Here is a 15835-nt window from a genome sequence, read left to right as displayed (position 1 = left end):
GGGCGACAACGTGAAGATGGTGGTGTCGCTGATTGCGCCGATCGCGATGGACGAGGGCCTGCGTTTCGCGATCCGCGAGGGCGGCCGCACCGTCGGCGCCGGCGTGGTTTCCAAGATCATCAAGTAACGAGCAAGCCGAACGTCCGGGCGGCGGAGGCCGACCGGACACCCGGGAATGGCGGGCCGCGCGCGGTCCGCCATCGCCCGTTGAGGGAATGCCAGCGCGTCAGTAGCTCAATTGGCAGAGCAGCGGTCTCCAAAACCGCAGGTTGTAGGTTCGAGTCCTACCTGGCGCGCCAAACCACGGGCCTTCCTCCGGGAGGGTCCAAGCACCGGCTGGGCCGGGCCAGAGAAGCGATGAACACGAAGGTCGAGCAAAACCAAGTAACGGCGAGCCCCGCCGACCTCGCCAAGTACGTGCTGGCGGCCGCCTTGGTGGCTGCCGGCCTGTTCGTCTTCTACTGGTTCGGGCAGTGGCCGGGTTTGCTGCGCGGCCTGGTGGTGGCGGCGGGCGTGGCGGCCGCGGCCGGCGTGATGGCCTTGACCGCACGCGGCCGGCAGGCCCGCGAGTTCCTGTCGGAATCGGTATTCGAGCTGCGCAAGGTGGTGTGGCCGACCCGTGAGGAGGCGACGCGCACCACCGGCGTGATCCTGATCGTGGTGGTGATCGTCAGCCTGATCCTGGCCGGGTTCGACCTGGTCATTTCCTGGCTGATCCGGCTGCTGCTGGGTAACTGAGGAGTCAAGCAACGTGGCCAAGCGCTGGTATGTCGTCCACGCCTATTCGGGCTTCGAGCACCAGGTGCAGAAGGCCCTGGCGACCCGTATCGCCCGTGCCGGTATGCAGGACAAGTTCGGCGAGGTGCTGGTCCCGACCGAGGAGGTCGTGGAGATGCGCGGCGGCCAGAAGCGCAGGTCGGAGCGGAAGTTCTTCCCGGGTTACGTCCTGGTGCAGATCGAGACCAGCGACGAAGGCGGCATTCCGCGCATCGACGACGACAGCTGGCACCTGATCAAGGAGACGCCAAAGGTGATGGGTTTCATCGGCGGAACCGCCGAGCGGCCGTTGCCGATCAAGGACAGCGAGGCCGACGTCATCCTGCGGCGCGTCCAGGACGGCGCCGACAAGCCGCGGCCGAAGGTGCTGTTCGAGCCGGGTGAGCTGGTGCGTGTCACCGACGGTCCGTTCAACGACTTCAACGGCGTGGTCGAGGAAGTCAACTACGAAAAGAACCGCCTGCGCGTGGCGGTGTCGATCTTCGGCCGTTCCACGCCGGTGGAGCTGGAGTTCGGCCAGGTCGAGAAGGCCTGACGCGTAGTTTGCATGACGTGGAGCCGGGGCACGTTCCCACCCGGCACGATGGGGAGCCGAAAGGCGCTAGTACCCGGAGACAAGGAAAATGGCCAAGAAAGTAGTTGGATACATCAAGTTGCAGGTGAAGGCCGGCCAGGCCAACCCCTCGCCGCCGGTCGGCCCCGCGCTGGGTCAGCGCGGCCTGAACATCATGGAGTTCTGCAAGGCCTTCAACGCCGCCACGCAGAAGATGGAGCCGGGTATTCCCATCCCGGTGATCATCACCGCCTACTCCGACCGTACCTTCACCTTCGTCACCAAGACCCCGCCGGCCACCATCCTGCTGAAGAAGGCCGCCGGCATCAGCTCGGGCTCCAAGCGCCCGAACACCGAGAAGGTGGGCAAGGTGAGCCGCAAGCAGCTCGAGGAGATCGCCAAGGCGAAGGAGCCCGATCTGACGGCGGCCGATCTGGACGCGGCCGTGCGCACCATCGCCGGCAGCGCGCGCAGCATGGGCCTGGTGGTGGAGGAGTAAAGACATGGCGAAGCTTTCCAAGCGCTACAAGGCCGCGCGCGCCCAGGTCGTTCCGGGCAAGGCCTATCCGATCGACGAGGCGCTGAAGATCATCAAGGACAACGCCAGATCGAAGTTCGTCGAATCCGTGGACGTTGCCGTACGGCTCGGCGTGGACGCCAAGAAGTCCGACCAGCAGGTGCGCGGCTCGACGGTGCTGCCGGCCGGTACCGGCAAGTCGGTTCGCGTGGCGGTGTTCTGCCCGCCCGGCGCCAAGGCCGATGAAGCCCTGGCCGCCGGCGCCGACGTGGTCGGCATGGATGATCTGGCCGAGAAGATGCAAGGCGGCGACTTGAACTACGACGTGGTGATCGCCACCCCTGATGCCATGCGCGTGGTCGGCAAGCTCGGCACCGTGCTGGGCCCGCGCGGCCTGATGCCGAACCCGAAGGTCGGCACCGTGTCGCCGAACCCGGCCGAGGCCGTGCGCAACGCCAAGGCCGGTCAGGTGCGTTACCGCACCGACAAGGCCGGCATCATCCACTGCACCATCGGCAAGGCCGACTTCGATCCGGAGTCGCTGAAGACCAACCTGCAGGCGCTGCTGAACGACCTGGTCAAGGCCAAGCCGGCCGCGGCCAAGGGGCAGTACCTGCAGAAGATCTCGCTGAGCTCGACCATGGGCGTCGGCGTGATCGTGGACCAGTCCTCGCTTTCACTGGCCAAGTAACCGTTTTTCCCGCCCCGGGGCGAGGCCCGGGGCGGTGGTTTTTGAAGGCACCGGCCGGGTAGGTCCGGCCGGAGCCATCAAAGACCGCAGGTGCGGTTCGCGCGCGACGACGTCGGGCAGGGATGCGCGACTGGCAGGGATTCGCCGTCGCCGCAAGCGGGACCGCTTAATCCGCGCCCTCCGGGGCCGGGCCTGCGTAGATGGTGCCGCCTTCTGGAGAAATCTGGACAGGCCACCACCGGGACGGCTGACGTCCCCGGCGCCGAAGGAATGGCGTCGCCCAAGCCCACCGGCGGCTGGAGCCGCGGGTGGTGACCAATTGGAGGAGTGCAATGGCTCTCAATCAGTCCCAAAAGCAAGAAGTTGTCGCCGAGGTGGCCGCCGTCGCCGCCAAGGCGCACTCCCTGATCGCCGCCGAGTACGCTGGCATCACGGTCGGTGAGCTGACCGCGATGCGCAAGAAGGCGCGCGAAACCGGCGTGTACCTGAAGGTAGTGAAGAACACGCTGGCCACCCGCGCCGTCGCCGGCACGGACTACGAGTGCGCGAAGGACGCGCTCGTCGGCCCGCTGCTGTACGCGTTTTCGCTGGAGGAGCCCGGCGCCGCCGGTCGCCTGATCAAGGAGTTCGCCAAGGGCAACGACAAGCTGCAGCCGAAGGTGGTCGCCCTGGGCGGCCAGCTGTACCCGGCCAGCCATGTCGAGGTGCTGGCGTCGCTGCCGACCCGCGAGCAGGCCCTGGCCATGCTGGCGCGTGTCCTGGCAGAGCCGGCCGCGATGTTCGCCCGTGCCGTCAAGGCCGTGGCGGACAAGCAGGGCGGAGAGGCTGCCACCGCCGAGGCCGCCACCGCCTGATCCGGCGATCGACCGCAACGCAATCCAACCATTCCAGAAAGTATCCAGAGGTAAACACAATGTCCCTTACCAACGAGCAGATCGTTGACGCCATCGCCGCCAAGTCGCTGATGGAGGTGATGGAGCTGGTCAAGGCCATCGAAGAGAAGTTTGGCGTCTCCGCCGCCGCCCCGGTTGCCGTGGCCGCGGGCCCGGTCGCCGCCGCCGGCCCGGCCGAGGAGCAGACCGAGTTCACCGTGGTCCTGAAGGCCGCGGGCGACAAGAAGGTCGAGGTCATCAAGGCCGTTCGCGCCATCACCGGCCTGGGCCTGAAGGAGGCCAAGGACCTGGTCGAGGGTGCGCCGCAGACCGTGAAGGAAGGCGTGTCGAAGGAAGACGCCGAGAAGTTCAAGAAGGACCTCGAGGCCGCCGGCGCCACCGTCGAGCTGAAGTAATCGCGGCATTGCATCGCCGATACACGCGACGGCGGGCATCGAAGGCTGGGGGCGGAAGCCCCCGGCCTTCGGCCGTTGCCGGAGCGGAGCGCCAGGAAAGCAAGCGGTACGACCACGAGTTGCCAGTCGGAAGTAGCGGGAGAGGGTGTGCTGGTGCCGGCAATACCAGCGACTTCCCACTGGCAGTTTGATCCCCCAGGGGCCGCGCAGGCGCGGCCCAACATTACCCGAGGCGGTAGCACACCATGACCTACTCCTTCACCGAGAAGAAGCGTATCCGCAAGGATTTCGGCAAGCGCCGGGCCGTGCTGGACGTGCCCTACCTGCTGGCGATCCAGATGGACTCCTACCGGGAGTTCCTGCAGGAGGGCGCCGAGCCGGGCAAGCGCGAAGACCGCGGCCTGCACGCCGCGCTCAAGTCGGTGTTCCCGATCACCAGCTACTCGGGCAATGCCGCCCTGGAGTACGTGAGTTACAAGCTTGGCGAGCCGCCGTTCGACGAGCGCGAGTGCCGGAACCGCGGCCTGACCTACGGCGCCCCGCTGCGGGTCACCGTCCGGCTGGTCATCTACGACCGGGAGTCGGCAAACAAGGCCATCAAGTACGTGAAGGAGCAAGAGGTCTACATGGGCGAGCTGCCCCTGATGACCGACAACGGCACCTTCATTGTCAACGGCACCGAGCGGGTCATCGTCTCGCAGCTGCACCGCAGCCCTGGCGTTTTCTTCGACCACGACCGCGGCAAGACCCACAGCTCGGGCAAGCTGCTGTACAGCGCCCGCATCATCCCCTATCGCGGTTCCTGGCTGGACTTCGAGTTCGATCCCAAGGATTGCGTATTCACCCGCATTGACCGGCGGCGCAAGCTGCCGGTGACGATCCTGCTGCGTGCCCTCGGCTACAGCAACGAGGAGATGCTGCGCACCTTCTTCGAGATCAACACCTTCCACATCACCAACAAGGATGGCGTCGAACTCGAGTTGGTGGCCGAGCGCCTGCGTGGTGAGACCCTGAATTTCGACCTGGTGGTCGGCGGCAAGGTCATCGTCGAGGCGGGCAAGCGCATCACCGCAAGGCACGTCAAGCAGCTGCAGCAGGCCAACGTGGATACCTTGGCGGTGCCCGACGAATACCTGTACGGCCGCATCCTGGCCCATGACGTCATCGACACGAAGACCGGCGATGTGCTGGCGCTTGCGAACGACGAAATCGACGAGGCCAGCCTGGCCAAGCTGCGCAAGGCCGGCGTCGAGACCATCGGCACCCTGTGGGTGAACGACCTCGATCGTGGTCCGTACATCTCCAACACCCTGCGCATAGATCCCACCAAGACCCAGCTGGAGGCGCTGGTGGAGATTTATCGCATGATGCGCCCCGGCGAGCCGCCGACCAAGGATGCGGCGCAGAACCTCTTCTACAATCTGTTCTTCACTTTCGAGCGTTACGACCTCTCGGCCGTGGGTCGGATGAAGTTCAACCGTCGGGTCGGCCGCAAGGAGACCACCGGCGCTTCGGTGCTTTACGACTACAAGTACTTCTCCGAGCGCGGTGACGAAGCGGCCAAGGCGCTCGTTGCCGAGTATGGCCAGACCTCGGACATCCTGGACGTGATCCGTACGCTGACCGAGATCCGCAACGGCCGCGGCGTGGTGGACGACATCGACCATCTGGGCAACCGTCGCGTGCGCTCGGTCGGTGAGATGGCCGAAAACGTGTTCCGCGTCGGCCTCGTGCGCGTCGAGCGCGCCGTGAAGGAGCGTCTGTCGCTGGCCGAATCCGACGGCCTGACTCCGCAGGACCTCATCAACGCCAAGCCGGTGGCGGCGGCGATCAAGGAATTCTTCGGTTCGTCGCAGCTGTCCCAGTTCATGGACCAAAACAATCCGCTGTCCGAAGTGACGCACAAGCGGCGAGTTTCGGCCCTGGGTCCCGGCGGCCTGACCCGCGAGCGGGCCGGTTTCGAGGTGCGTGACGTGCATCCGACCCATTACGGCCGCGTTTGCACCATCGAGACGCCGGAAGGCCCGAACATCGGCCTGATCAACTCGCTGGCCGTATACGCCCGCTCGAACAAGTACGGTTTCCTGGAGACGCCGTACCGCAAGGTCGTAAACGGCAAGGTCACCGACGAGGTCGAGTACCTGTCGGCCATCGAGGAGCACGAATTCGCCATCGCACAGGCCAATGCCGAGCTGAACAAGGACGGCAGCTTCCAGGCTGCTTTCGTCCCCTGCCGGTTCCAGGGCGAGACCCTGCTCAAGCCGCCGGCCGAGATCCAGTACATGGACGTCTCGCCGATGCAGTCGGTGTCGGTGGCGGCGGCGCTCGTTCCGTTCATCGAGCACGACGACGCCAACCGGGCCCTGATGGGCGCGAACATGCAGCGCCAGGCCGTCCCGACCCTGCGTTCGCAGAAGCCTCTGGTCGGTACCGGCATCGAGCGTGCCGTGGCCCGCGACTCGGGCGTGACGGTCAACGCAAGGCGCGGCGGCGTGATCGATCAGGTGGACGCCGGTCGTATCGTGGTCCGGGTCAACGAGTCGGAAATCGGCGAGAACGACGCCGGCGTCGACATCTACACCCTGGTCAAATACACCCGTTCCAACCAGAACACCTGCATCAACCAGCGGCCTCTGGTCAACGTCGGCGACCGGGTCGAGCGCGGAGACGTGCTTGCTGACGGTCCTTCCACCGACATCGGCGAGCTGGCGCTCGGCCAGAACATGCTGGTCGCGTTCATGCCCTGGAACGGCTACAACTTCGAGGACTCGATCCTGCTGTCGGAGCGGGTGGTCGAGCAGGATCGCTACACCACCATCCACATCGAAGAGCTGACCTGCGTGGCCCGCGATACCAAGCTTGGCCCGGAAGAGATCACTGCCGACATTCCGAATGTGTCCGAGCAGGCGCTGGGCCGGCTGGACGAGTCCGGCGTGGTCTACATCGGTGCCGAGGTGCGTGCCGGCGATATCCTGGTCGGCAAGGTCACGCCCAAGGGCGAGAGCCAGCTGACTCCGGAGGAGAAGCTGCTGCGCGCGATCTTCGGTGAAAAGGCCAGCGACGTTAAGGACAGCTCGTTGCGCGTGCCGCCGGGCATGGACGGTACCGTCATAGACGTGCAGGTCTTCACCCGCGATGGCATCGAGAAGGACAAGCGCGCCCGCCAGATCGAGGAGAGCGAGATCAAGCGGGTCAAGAAGGACTTCGACGACCAGTTCCGCATCCTCGAGGGTGCCATCTACGCCCGTCTGCGTTCCCAGCTGCTTGGCAAGATCGCCAACGGCGGTCCGAACGGCCTGAAGAAGGGCGTCGAGATCACCGGCGAGTATCTGGATGGGCTGAAGAAGGACGACTGGTTCGCGATCCGGATGAAGGACGACGATGCCGCCGAGCTGGTCGAGCGCGCCCAGAAGCAGATCGAGGCACACAAGAAGGAATTCGAGAAACGCTTCGCCGACAAGCGCGCCAAGATCACCCAGGGCGACGACCTTGCCCCAGGCGTGCTGAAGATGGTGAAGGTGTACCTGGCGGTCAAGCGGCGGATCCAGCCCGGCGACAAGATGGCCGGCCGGCACGGCAACAAGGGCGTGGTCTCGACCATCGTGCCGGTGGAGGACATGCCCTATATGGCCGACGGCACGCCGGTGGACATCGTGCTCAACCCGCTGGGCGTGCCCAGCCGAATGAACATCGGTCAGATCCTCGAGACGCACCTGGGTTGGGCCGCCAAAGGCCTGGGTCAGAAGATCCAGCGCATGCTCGAGGCGCAGGAGAAGGTGTCGGAGCTGCGCAAGTTCCTGGACCAGATCTACAACCACGATCGCAAGCTGGCGGCCGAGCGCGTGGACCTGTCCCAGTTCAGCGACCAGGAGCTGTTGCAGCTGGCCCGCAACCTTACCGATGGCGTGCCGATGGCCACGCCGGTGTTCGATGGCGCCACCGAGGCCGAGATCAAGACCATGCTGCGGCTGGCCGATCTGCCCGAGAGCGGCCAGACCATCCTGGTGGACGGTCGTACCGGCGAGGCCTTCGATCGCCCGGTCACGGTCGGTTACATGCACATGCTGAAGCTGAATCATCTGGTCGACGACAAGATGCACGCCCGTTCGACCGGTCCGTACTCCCTGGTCACCCAGCAGCCGCTGGGCGGCAAGGCGCAGTTCGGCGGCCAGCGCTTCGGCGAGATGGAGGTCTGGGCGCTGGAGGCCTACGGCGCCGCCTACACCCTGCAGGAGATGCTGACGGTGAAGTCGGACGACGTGCAGGGCCGCAACCAGATGTACAAGAACATCGTCGATGGCGTGCACGAGATGAGCGCCGGCATGCCGGAATCGTTCAACGTGCTGGTCAAGGAAATCCGCTCGCTCGGCATCAACATCGAGCTGGAAGAGCAGTGATAGGCGCCGAGAACAGGAGAACCGCGAAATGAAAGACTTGCTCAATCTGTTCAACCAGCAGCGCCAGTCGCTCGACTTCGACGGCATCAAGATTGGCCTGGCCTCTCCGGACCTGATCCGGAGCTGGTCCTTTGGCGAAGTCAAGAAGCCGGAGACGATCAACTACCGGACGTTCAAGCCGGAGCGTGACGGCCTGTTCTGCGCCGCCATCTTCGGCCCGATCAAGGACTACGAGTGCCTGTGCGGCAAGTACAAGCGCATGAAGCACCGTGGCGTGGTCTGCGAGAAGTGCGGAACCGAAGTCACGCTGGCCAAGGTGCGGCGCGAGCGCATGGGCCATATCGAGCTGGCTTCGCCGGTGGCCCACATCTGGTTCCTGAAGTCGCTGCCGTCCCGCATCGGCCTGATGCTGGACATGACCCTGCGCGACATCGAGCGCATCCTCTACTTCGAGGCCTACGTGGTCATCGAACCGGGCCTGACCACGCTGGAGCGTGGCCAGCTGCTCACCGAAGAACAGTTCCTGCAGGCCCGTCAGGAGCATGGTGACGACTTCGATGCCCTGATGGGCGCCGAGGCGGTGTATCAGCTGCTGCGCACCATCGACCTGAACTCCGAGCTGCTCAGGCTCAAGGAAGAGATCGCCGCCACCAATTCCGAGACCAAGCTCAAGCGCCTCACCAAGCGCATCAAGCTGGTCGAGGCCTTCCTCGAGTCCGGCAACCGTCCCGAATGGATGATCATGACGGTGCTGCCGGTTCTGCCGCCGGATCTGCGCCCGCTGGTGCCGCTGGACGGTGGCCGCTTCGCCACTTCCGACCTCAACGATCTCTATCGCCGGGTCATCAACCGCAACAATCGCCTCAAGCGCCTGCTCGAGCTGAATGCGCCCGACATCATCGTGCGCAACGAAAAGCGCATGTTGCAGGAAGCCGTCGACGCCCTGATGGACAACGGCCGTCGTGGTCGCGCCATCACCGGCACGAACAAGCGGCCGCTGAAATCGCTGGCCGACATGATCAAGGGCAAGCAGGGCCGGTTCCGCCAGAACCTGCTCGGCAAGCGCGTGGACTACTCGGGCCGTTCGGTCATCGTGGTAGGCCCGACCTTGCGCCTGCACGAGTGCGGCCTGCCGAAGAAGATGGCGCTGGAGCTGTTCAAGCCGTTCATCTTCGCCAAGCTGCAGCGGCGCGGCCTGGCCACCACCATCAAGGCGGCCAAGAAGCTGGTCGAGCGCGAGTCGGCCGAGGTCTGGGACATCCTGGAGGAGGTCATCCGCGAACACCCGGTCCTGCTGAACCGCGCGCCGACCCTGCATCGTCTCGGTATTCAGGCCTTCGAGCCGGTGCTGATCGAGGGCAAGGCCATCCAGCTGCATCCGCTGGTCTGCACCGCGTTCAATGCCGACTTCGACGGCGACCAGATGGCCGTGCACGTGCCGCTGAGCCTTGAGGCCCAGCTGGAAGCACGCGCCCTGATGATGTCGTCGAACAACATTCTGTCGCCTGCCAACGGCGAGCCGATCATCGTTCCGACCCAGGACGTGGTTCTTGGCCTGTACTACATGACGCGTGCCCTGGAGAACAGGAAGGGCGAGGACATGGTTTTCGCCAATGTCGCGGAGGTGAAGCGCGCATACGACAGTCGCGTCGTCGAGCTCCATGCCAAGGTCAAGGTCCGTCTTCGCCAGGTAGAGATCGATGACGACGGCAACCGCGCCGTCCGGAGCGCGATCGTCGAAACGACGGTCGGCCGCGCCCTGCTGGCGGAGATCCTGCCGGAAGGCCTGCCGTTCGAGCTGGTCAACACCGAGCTGACCAAGAAGGCCATCAGTCGCCTGATCAACACCTGCTATCGCCAGCTTGGCCTGAAGCATACGGTGATCTTCGCCGACAAGCTGATGTACACCGGCTTCTCCTACGCCACCCGCGCCGGCGTGTCCATCGGTATCGACGACATGATCATCCCGGCCGAGAAGAAGGACATCCTGGCCGAAGCCGAGGCCGAGGTGCTGGAGATCCAGGAGCAGTACCAGAGCGGCCTGGTCACCGCCGGCGAGCGCTACAACAAGGTGGTGGACATCTGGTCGCGCACCAACGAGCGTGTCGCCAAGGCGATGATGGATGCCATCGGCACCGAGCACGTCACCAACGCCAAGGGCGAGAAGGTTGCCCAGAAGTCCATGAACTCGGTGTTCATCATGGCCGATTCCGGCGCCCGTGGTTCGCAGGCGCAGATTCGCCAGCTGGCCGGCATGCGCGGCCTGATGGCCAAGCCGGACGGCTCGATCATCGAGACGCCGATCACCGCGAACTTCCGTGAGGGTCTGAACGTCCTTCAGTACTTCATTTCCACCCACGGCGCCCGCAAGGGCCTGGCCGATACGGCGCTGAAGACGGCCAACTCCGGCTACCTGACCCGCCGCCTGGTGGATGTGGCGCAGGACGTGGTGGTCACCGAGACCGACTGCGGTACCAGCAACGGCCTGACCATGACCCCGATCGTGGAAGGCGGTGACGTGGTCGAGCCGCTGCGTGACCGCGTCCTGGGCCGCATCGTGGCCGAAGACGTGTATCTGCCGGGCGACGATGAGGACCCGATCGTCACCCGCAACACGCTGCTGGATGAGGCCTGGGTGGACAAGCTGGAAGCCGCTGGCGTCCAGTCCATCAAGGTGCGGTCGGCGATCACCTGCGAAACCGCGTTCGGAATCTGTGCGCACTGCTACGGCCGTGACCTGGCCCGCGGCCACATGGTCAACCTGGGCGAGGCGGTCGGCGTGGTCGCCGCCCAGTCGATCGGCGAGCCGGGCACGCAGCTGACCATGCGTACCTTCCACATCGGTGGCGCCGCCTCGCGCGCGGCAGCGGTGGACAACATCACGGTCAAGACCACCGGCAGCATCAAGTTCACCAACCTGAAGTTCGTTCAGCACGGCGCCGGACACCTGGTGGCGGTGTCGCGTTCGGGCGAGGTGTCGGTGCTGGACGGCCAGGGCCGCGAGCGCGAGCGCTACAAGCTGCCCTACGGCGCGGTCATCAACGTCAAGGACGGCGATGAGGTCAAGGCCGGCAAGACGGTTGCCAACTGGGATCCGCACAACCACCCGATCGTGTCGGAGGTTGCGGGCTTCGTCCGCTTCGTGGACTTCGTGGACGGTGTCACCGTCATCGAGAAGACCGACGAGCTGACCGGCCTGGCCTCGCGAGAGATCACCGACCCGAAGCGTCGCGGCTCGCAGGGCAAGGATCTGCGCCCGCTGGTCCGCATCGTCGACAAGGACGGCAACGACCTGAACATCCCGGGTACCGACCTGCCGGCGCAGTACCTGCTGCCGCCACGTTCGGTGGTGACGCTGCAGGACGGCGACCCGGTTGGCGTCGGCGACGTGGTGGCCAAGATTCCGCAGGAGGCGTCCAAGACCCGCGACATCACCGGTGGCCTGCCGCGCGTCGCCGATCTGTTCGAGGCCCGCAAGCCCAAGGACCCGGCCATCCTGGCCGAAGTTTCCGGCGTCATCAGCTTCGGCAAGGACACCAAGGGCAAGCAGCGCCTGATCATCAAGGACGCCGAAGGCAACGAGCACGAGGAGCTGATCCCGAAGTACCGTCAGGTGATCGTCTACGAAGGCGAGCACATCACCAAGGGCGAGACGGTGGTGGACGGCGAGCCGAATCCGCAGGACATCCTGCGCCTGCTCGGCGTCGAACCGTTGGCTGCCTACCTGGTCAAGGAAATCCAGGACGTCTACCGCCTGCAGGGCGTGAAGATCAACGACAAGCACATCGAAGTGATCATTCGCCAGATGCTGCGCAAGGTCGAGATCACCGACGGCGGCGACACCCGCTTCATGGCCGGCGAGCAGGTGGAAAAGGTGCGCGTGCTGGAGGAGAACGCCAGGGCCGAGGCCCGGAACGAGATCCCGGCCAAGTACCAGCCGGTACTGCTGGGCATCACCAAGGCGTCGCTGGCCACCGAGTCCTTCATCTCGGCGGCGTCCTTCCAGGAGACGACCCGCGTGCTGACCGAGGCGGCGGTGCGCGGCACCCGCGACACCTTGCGGGGTCTGAAGGAGAACGTCATCGTCGGCCGCCTGATTCCGGCGGGTACCGGCCTGGCCTACCACAACAAGCGGCGCCAGGCGGCGGTGCCGGAGCTTTCCGATTCCGAACTGGAGACCTTGAGGGCCGTCTCGGCGGCCAGTGAGACGACTGAAGAGGCCGGTTCCAACGGCTGACCTAGCGCGCTGGCGGGCCCGCCGATGGCCCGCCCACATTCGAAAGGAGGGACCAGGGAGGGTCCTTCGTGTTCGATTCAGGGACGATGGGACCCCAGCAGGTGCCGCCGTCGCGGTTTGACAGTGGTATTTAACGCGAAGTAAACTCCCGCTTCTCGGTGGGCCGGTTTCCGGCCTGCCTTGTTTTTAATCCAGGACTTCACACATGGCGACGATCAACCAGCTGGTGCGCAAGCCCCGCCAGCCGAACACCTACAAGAGCGCCTCCCCGGCGCTGGCCAATTGCCCGCAGCGCCGTGGCGTGTGCACCCGCGTGTACACCACCACCCCGAAGAAGCCCAACTCGGCGCTCCGCAAGGTCGCCAAGGTTCGCCTGACCAATGGTTTCGAGGTCATCTCCTACATCGGCGGCGAAGGCCACAATCTGCAGGAACACTCGGTGGTGCTGATTCGCGGTGGCCGTGTGAAGGACCTTCCGGGCGTGCGCTACCACACCGTGCGCGGCTCGCTGGACGCCGCCGGTGTCACCAAGCGTCGCCAGGGTCGTTCCAAGTACGGCGCCAAGCGTCCCAAGTCCTGAGCGCCGGCTTTCGCGCCGCGCCCGTCAACCGACACCATCTAGGCAAGCATCATGTCCCGCAAAGGTTCTCCCGGTACCCGCTCGGTCCTTCCGGACCCGAAGCACGGAAGCGAGGTCGTCGCCCGCTTCATCAACATGGTCATGAAGTCCGGCAAGAAATCCATCGCCGAGAAAATCGTCTATGGCGCCATGGATGTCATCGGCGAGAAGAATGCCGATGCCCTCGGTCTGGTCGAGAAGGCCCTGAACAACGTCGCGCCGGCGGTGGAGGTGAAGTCCCGTCGCGTCGGTGGCGCCACCTATCAGGTGCCGGTCGAGGTCCGCGCCTCCCGCCGCATGGCCCTGGCGATGCGCTGGGTGATCGAGGCCGCCCGCAAGCGTGGCGAGAACACCATGCCGCGCAAGTTGGCTGCCGAGCTGCTCGATGCTGCCGAGAACCGTGGCGGCGCAATCAAGAAGCGCGAGGAAACCCACCGCATGGCGGAGGCCAACAAGGCCTTCTCGCATTATCGCTGGTAACAGGCAAGGACTCCGACAGTGCCACGCACTACCCCCATCGAGCGCTACCGCAACTTCGGCATCATGGCCCACATCGATGCCGGCAAGACCACTACGTCCGAACGCATCCTTTTTTACACCGGCGTCAATCACAAGATTGGCGAGGTGCATGATGGTGCCGCCACCATGGACTGGATGGAGCAGGAGCAGGAGCGCGGCATCACGATCCAGTCGGCGGCCACTACCTGCTTCTGGCAGGGGATGGACCAGTCGTTCCAGCAGCACCGCTTCAACATCATCGATACGCCTGGGCATGTGGACTTCACCATCGAGGTGGAGCGCTCGCTGCGCGTGCTCGACGGTGCCGTGTTCGTGCTGTGTGCGGTCGGTGGCGTGCAGCCGCAGTCCGAGACCGTGTGGCGCCAGGCCAACAAGTACAACGTCCCGCGTCTGGCCTTCGTCAACAAGATGGATCGCACCGGCGCCAACTTCAAGAAGGTGGTTGCCCAGCTGAAGTCGCGCCTGGGAGCCAACCCGGTTCCGATGCAGGTGCCGATCGGCGCCGAGGACAACTTCGAAGGCGTGGTCGACCTGATCAAGATGAAGGCGATCATCTGGGACATGGAGACCCAGGGCAACACCTTCCAGTACAAGGACATTCCCGCCGACCTGGTCGAGGAAGCCAAGGCCGCGCGCGAGTTCATGGTCGAGGCGGCCGCCGAGTCGTCCGAGGAGATGATGAACAAGTATCTCGAGCAGGGGGACCTGTCCGAGGCCGACATCATCGCCGGCATCCGCGCCCGCACCCTTAGCTGCGACATCATTCCCATGTTCTGCGGCTCGGCGTTCAAGAACAAGGGTGTGCAGGCCATGCTCGATGGCGTGGTGCACTTCCTGCCGTCGCCGATGGATCGTCCGGCCATCCGCGGGGTGGACGAGAACGAGCAGGAGATCTTCCGTAAGGTTGGCGACAAGGAGCCGTTCTCGGCCTTGGCGTTCAAGATCATGACCGACCCGTTCGTCGGTTCGCTGACCTTCTTCCGGGTCTATTCCGGCACCCTGAGTGCCGGTGATCAGGTCTACAACCCGGTCAAGGGCAAGAAGGAACGCATCGGCCGCTTGTTGCAGATGCACTCCAACCAGCGTGACGAGATCAAGGAGGTGCTGTGCGGCGACATCGCCGCCGCGGTTGGCCTGAAGGACGTTACGACCGGCGATACCCTGTGCGACATCAACCATGTGATCACGCTCGAGCGGATGACTTTCCCGGAGCCGGTGATCTCGATGGCGGTCGAGCCCAAGACCAAGGGCGATCAGGAGAAGATGGGTATCGCGCTGGGCCGTCTGGCCCAGGAAGACCCGTCCTTCCGCGTGCGTACCGACGAGGAGTCCGGACAGACCATCATCTCCGGCATGGGCGAGCTGCACCTGGACATCATCGTTGACCGTCTCAAGCGCGAGTTCAACGTCGAGGCCAACGTCGGCAAGCCGCAGGTTGCCTATCGCGAAACCATCCGCAAGGCCGTCAAGCAGGAAGGCAAGTTCGTGCGGCAGTCGGGCGGTCGTGGCCAGTACGGCCATATCGTCATCGAGATGGAGCCGTTGGAACGTGGCGGCGGCTTCGTCTACGAGAATGCGATCGTTGGCGGCGTCGTGCCCAAGGAGTACGTGGTCGCGGCCGGAAAGGGCATCGAGGAGGCCATGAAGAACGGCGTGCTTGCCGGCTTCCCGGTGGTGGACGTGAAGATCCGCGCGGTGGACGGCTCGTTCCATGACGTGGACTCGAACGAAATGGCGTTCAAGGTCGCCGGTTCCATGGCCTTCAAGGAGGGCTTCCAGAAGGCCAGCCCGGTCCTGCTGGAGCCGATCATGAAGGTTGAGGTGGTGACGCCCGAGGACTACATGGGCGACGTGATGGGCGACATGAGTCGGCGTCGCGGCATCCTGCAGGGGTCGGACGACAGCCCGTCGGGCAAGGTCATCAACGCGATGGTGCCGCTGGGCGAGATGTTCGGCTACGCCACCTCGTTGCGCTCGATGTCCCAGGGTCGCGCGACCTTCACGATGGAGTTCGATCATTACGCCGAGGCTCCGGCCAACATCGCCGAGCAGGTCATCAAGAAGTCCTGATCCTTAGCTGCAACCGATTCAAGAACAGAGGCAGACATCCATGTCCAAGGAAAAGTTCGAGCGCAAGAAGCCGCACGTGAACGTGGGCACCATTGGTCACGTGGACCACGGCAAGACGACGCTGACGGCGGCGCTGACGAAGGTAGGGGCCGAGCGTTTTGGTGGCG

At 64.8% G+C, this 15835-nt stretch carries 13 protein-coding genes and 1 tRNA gene; all 14 read left to right on the top strand.

The window, feature by feature from the left end:
* Positions 1 to 127: EF-Tu C-terminal domain-related protein (locus F0415_RS12345; protein WP_483964253.1), on the top strand; the 127-nt coding region annotated here is incomplete at its 5' end.
* Positions 128 to 223: 96 nt separating this feature from the next.
* Positions 224 to 299, top strand: a tRNA-Trp gene (locus F0415_RS12340).
* A gap of 58 nt (positions 300 to 357) precedes the next feature.
* A complete protein-coding gene (gene secE, locus F0415_RS12335; RefSeq protein WP_149861524.1) occupies positions 358 to 738 on the top strand; it encodes a preprotein translocase subunit SecE in 381 nt (126 codons plus the stop codon).
* Positions 739 to 751: 13 nt separating this feature from the next.
* Positions 752 to 1312: a transcription termination/antitermination protein NusG gene (nusG, locus tag F0415_RS12330; protein ID WP_149861523.1), complete on the top strand. Its 561-nt coding sequence runs from the start codon at positions 752 to 754 to the stop codon at positions 1310 to 1312.
* Positions 1313 to 1400: 88 nt separating this feature from the next.
* A complete protein-coding gene (gene rplK / locus F0415_RS12325) occupies positions 1401 to 1829 on the top strand; it encodes a 50S ribosomal protein L11 (RefSeq protein WP_149861522.1) in 429 nt (142 codons plus the stop codon).
* A 4-nt stretch (positions 1830 to 1833) separates the two neighbouring features.
* Positions 1834 to 2538, top strand: coding sequence for a 50S ribosomal protein L1 (gene rplA / locus F0415_RS12320; protein WP_149861521.1), 705 nt, complete (start codon positions 1834 to 1836; stop codon positions 2536 to 2538).
* 332 nt (positions 2539 to 2870) lie between these two features.
* Positions 2871 to 3392, top strand: coding sequence for a 50S ribosomal protein L10 (gene rplJ, locus F0415_RS12315; RefSeq protein ID WP_149861520.1), 522 nt, complete (start codon positions 2871 to 2873; stop codon positions 3390 to 3392).
* 59 nt (positions 3393 to 3451) lie between these two features.
* Positions 3452 to 3826: a 50S ribosomal protein L7/L12 gene (gene rplL / locus F0415_RS12310; protein WP_149861519.1), complete on the top strand. Its 375-nt coding sequence runs from the start codon at positions 3452 to 3454 to the stop codon at positions 3824 to 3826.
* A gap of 245 nt (positions 3827 to 4071) precedes the next feature.
* Complete coding sequence (gene rpoB, locus F0415_RS12305) at positions 4072 to 8223, top strand: DNA-directed RNA polymerase subunit beta (RefSeq protein ID WP_149861518.1); 4152 nt, start codon at positions 4072 to 4074, stop codon at positions 8221 to 8223.
* A 28-nt stretch (positions 8224 to 8251) separates the two neighbouring features.
* Positions 8252 to 12460 (top strand): DNA-directed RNA polymerase subunit beta', encoded by a 4209-nt coding sequence (rpoC, locus tag F0415_RS12300; RefSeq protein WP_149861517.1) that lies wholly within the window; start codon positions 8252 to 8254, stop codon positions 12458 to 12460.
* Positions 12461 to 12665: 205 nt separating this feature from the next.
* Positions 12666 to 13040, top strand: a complete 375-nt coding sequence (gene rpsL / locus F0415_RS12295; RefSeq protein WP_149861516.1) for a 30S ribosomal protein S12 — start codon at positions 12666 to 12668, stop codon at positions 13038 to 13040.
* A 51-nt stretch (positions 13041 to 13091) separates the two neighbouring features.
* The gene (gene rpsG, locus F0415_RS12290; protein WP_149861515.1) at positions 13092 to 13559 is read left to right on the top strand and encodes a 30S ribosomal protein S7; all 468 of its coding nucleotides are present in this window, start codon (positions 13092 to 13094) and stop codon (positions 13557 to 13559) included.
* 18 nt (positions 13560 to 13577) lie between these two features.
* On the top strand, positions 13578 to 15668 hold the full coding sequence (fusA, locus tag F0415_RS12285; RefSeq protein WP_149861514.1) for an elongation factor G: 2091 nt from the start codon (positions 13578 to 13580) through the stop codon (positions 15666 to 15668).
* 40 nt (positions 15669 to 15708) lie between these two features.
* Positions 15709 to 15835, top strand: a 127-nt coding sequence (locus tag F0415_RS12280) for a GTP-binding protein (protein ID WP_231698746.1), incomplete at its 3' end; no start/stop codon positions are given.

The sequence above is a fragment of the Arenimonas fontis genome (genome assembly GCF_008386465.1).
Lineage (GTDB): Bacteria > Pseudomonadota > Gammaproteobacteria > Xanthomonadales > Xanthomonadaceae > Arenimonas > Arenimonas fontis.
Note: the sequence above shows the minus strand (reverse complement) of the source record. Positions and strands in the feature narration are given on the sequence as shown.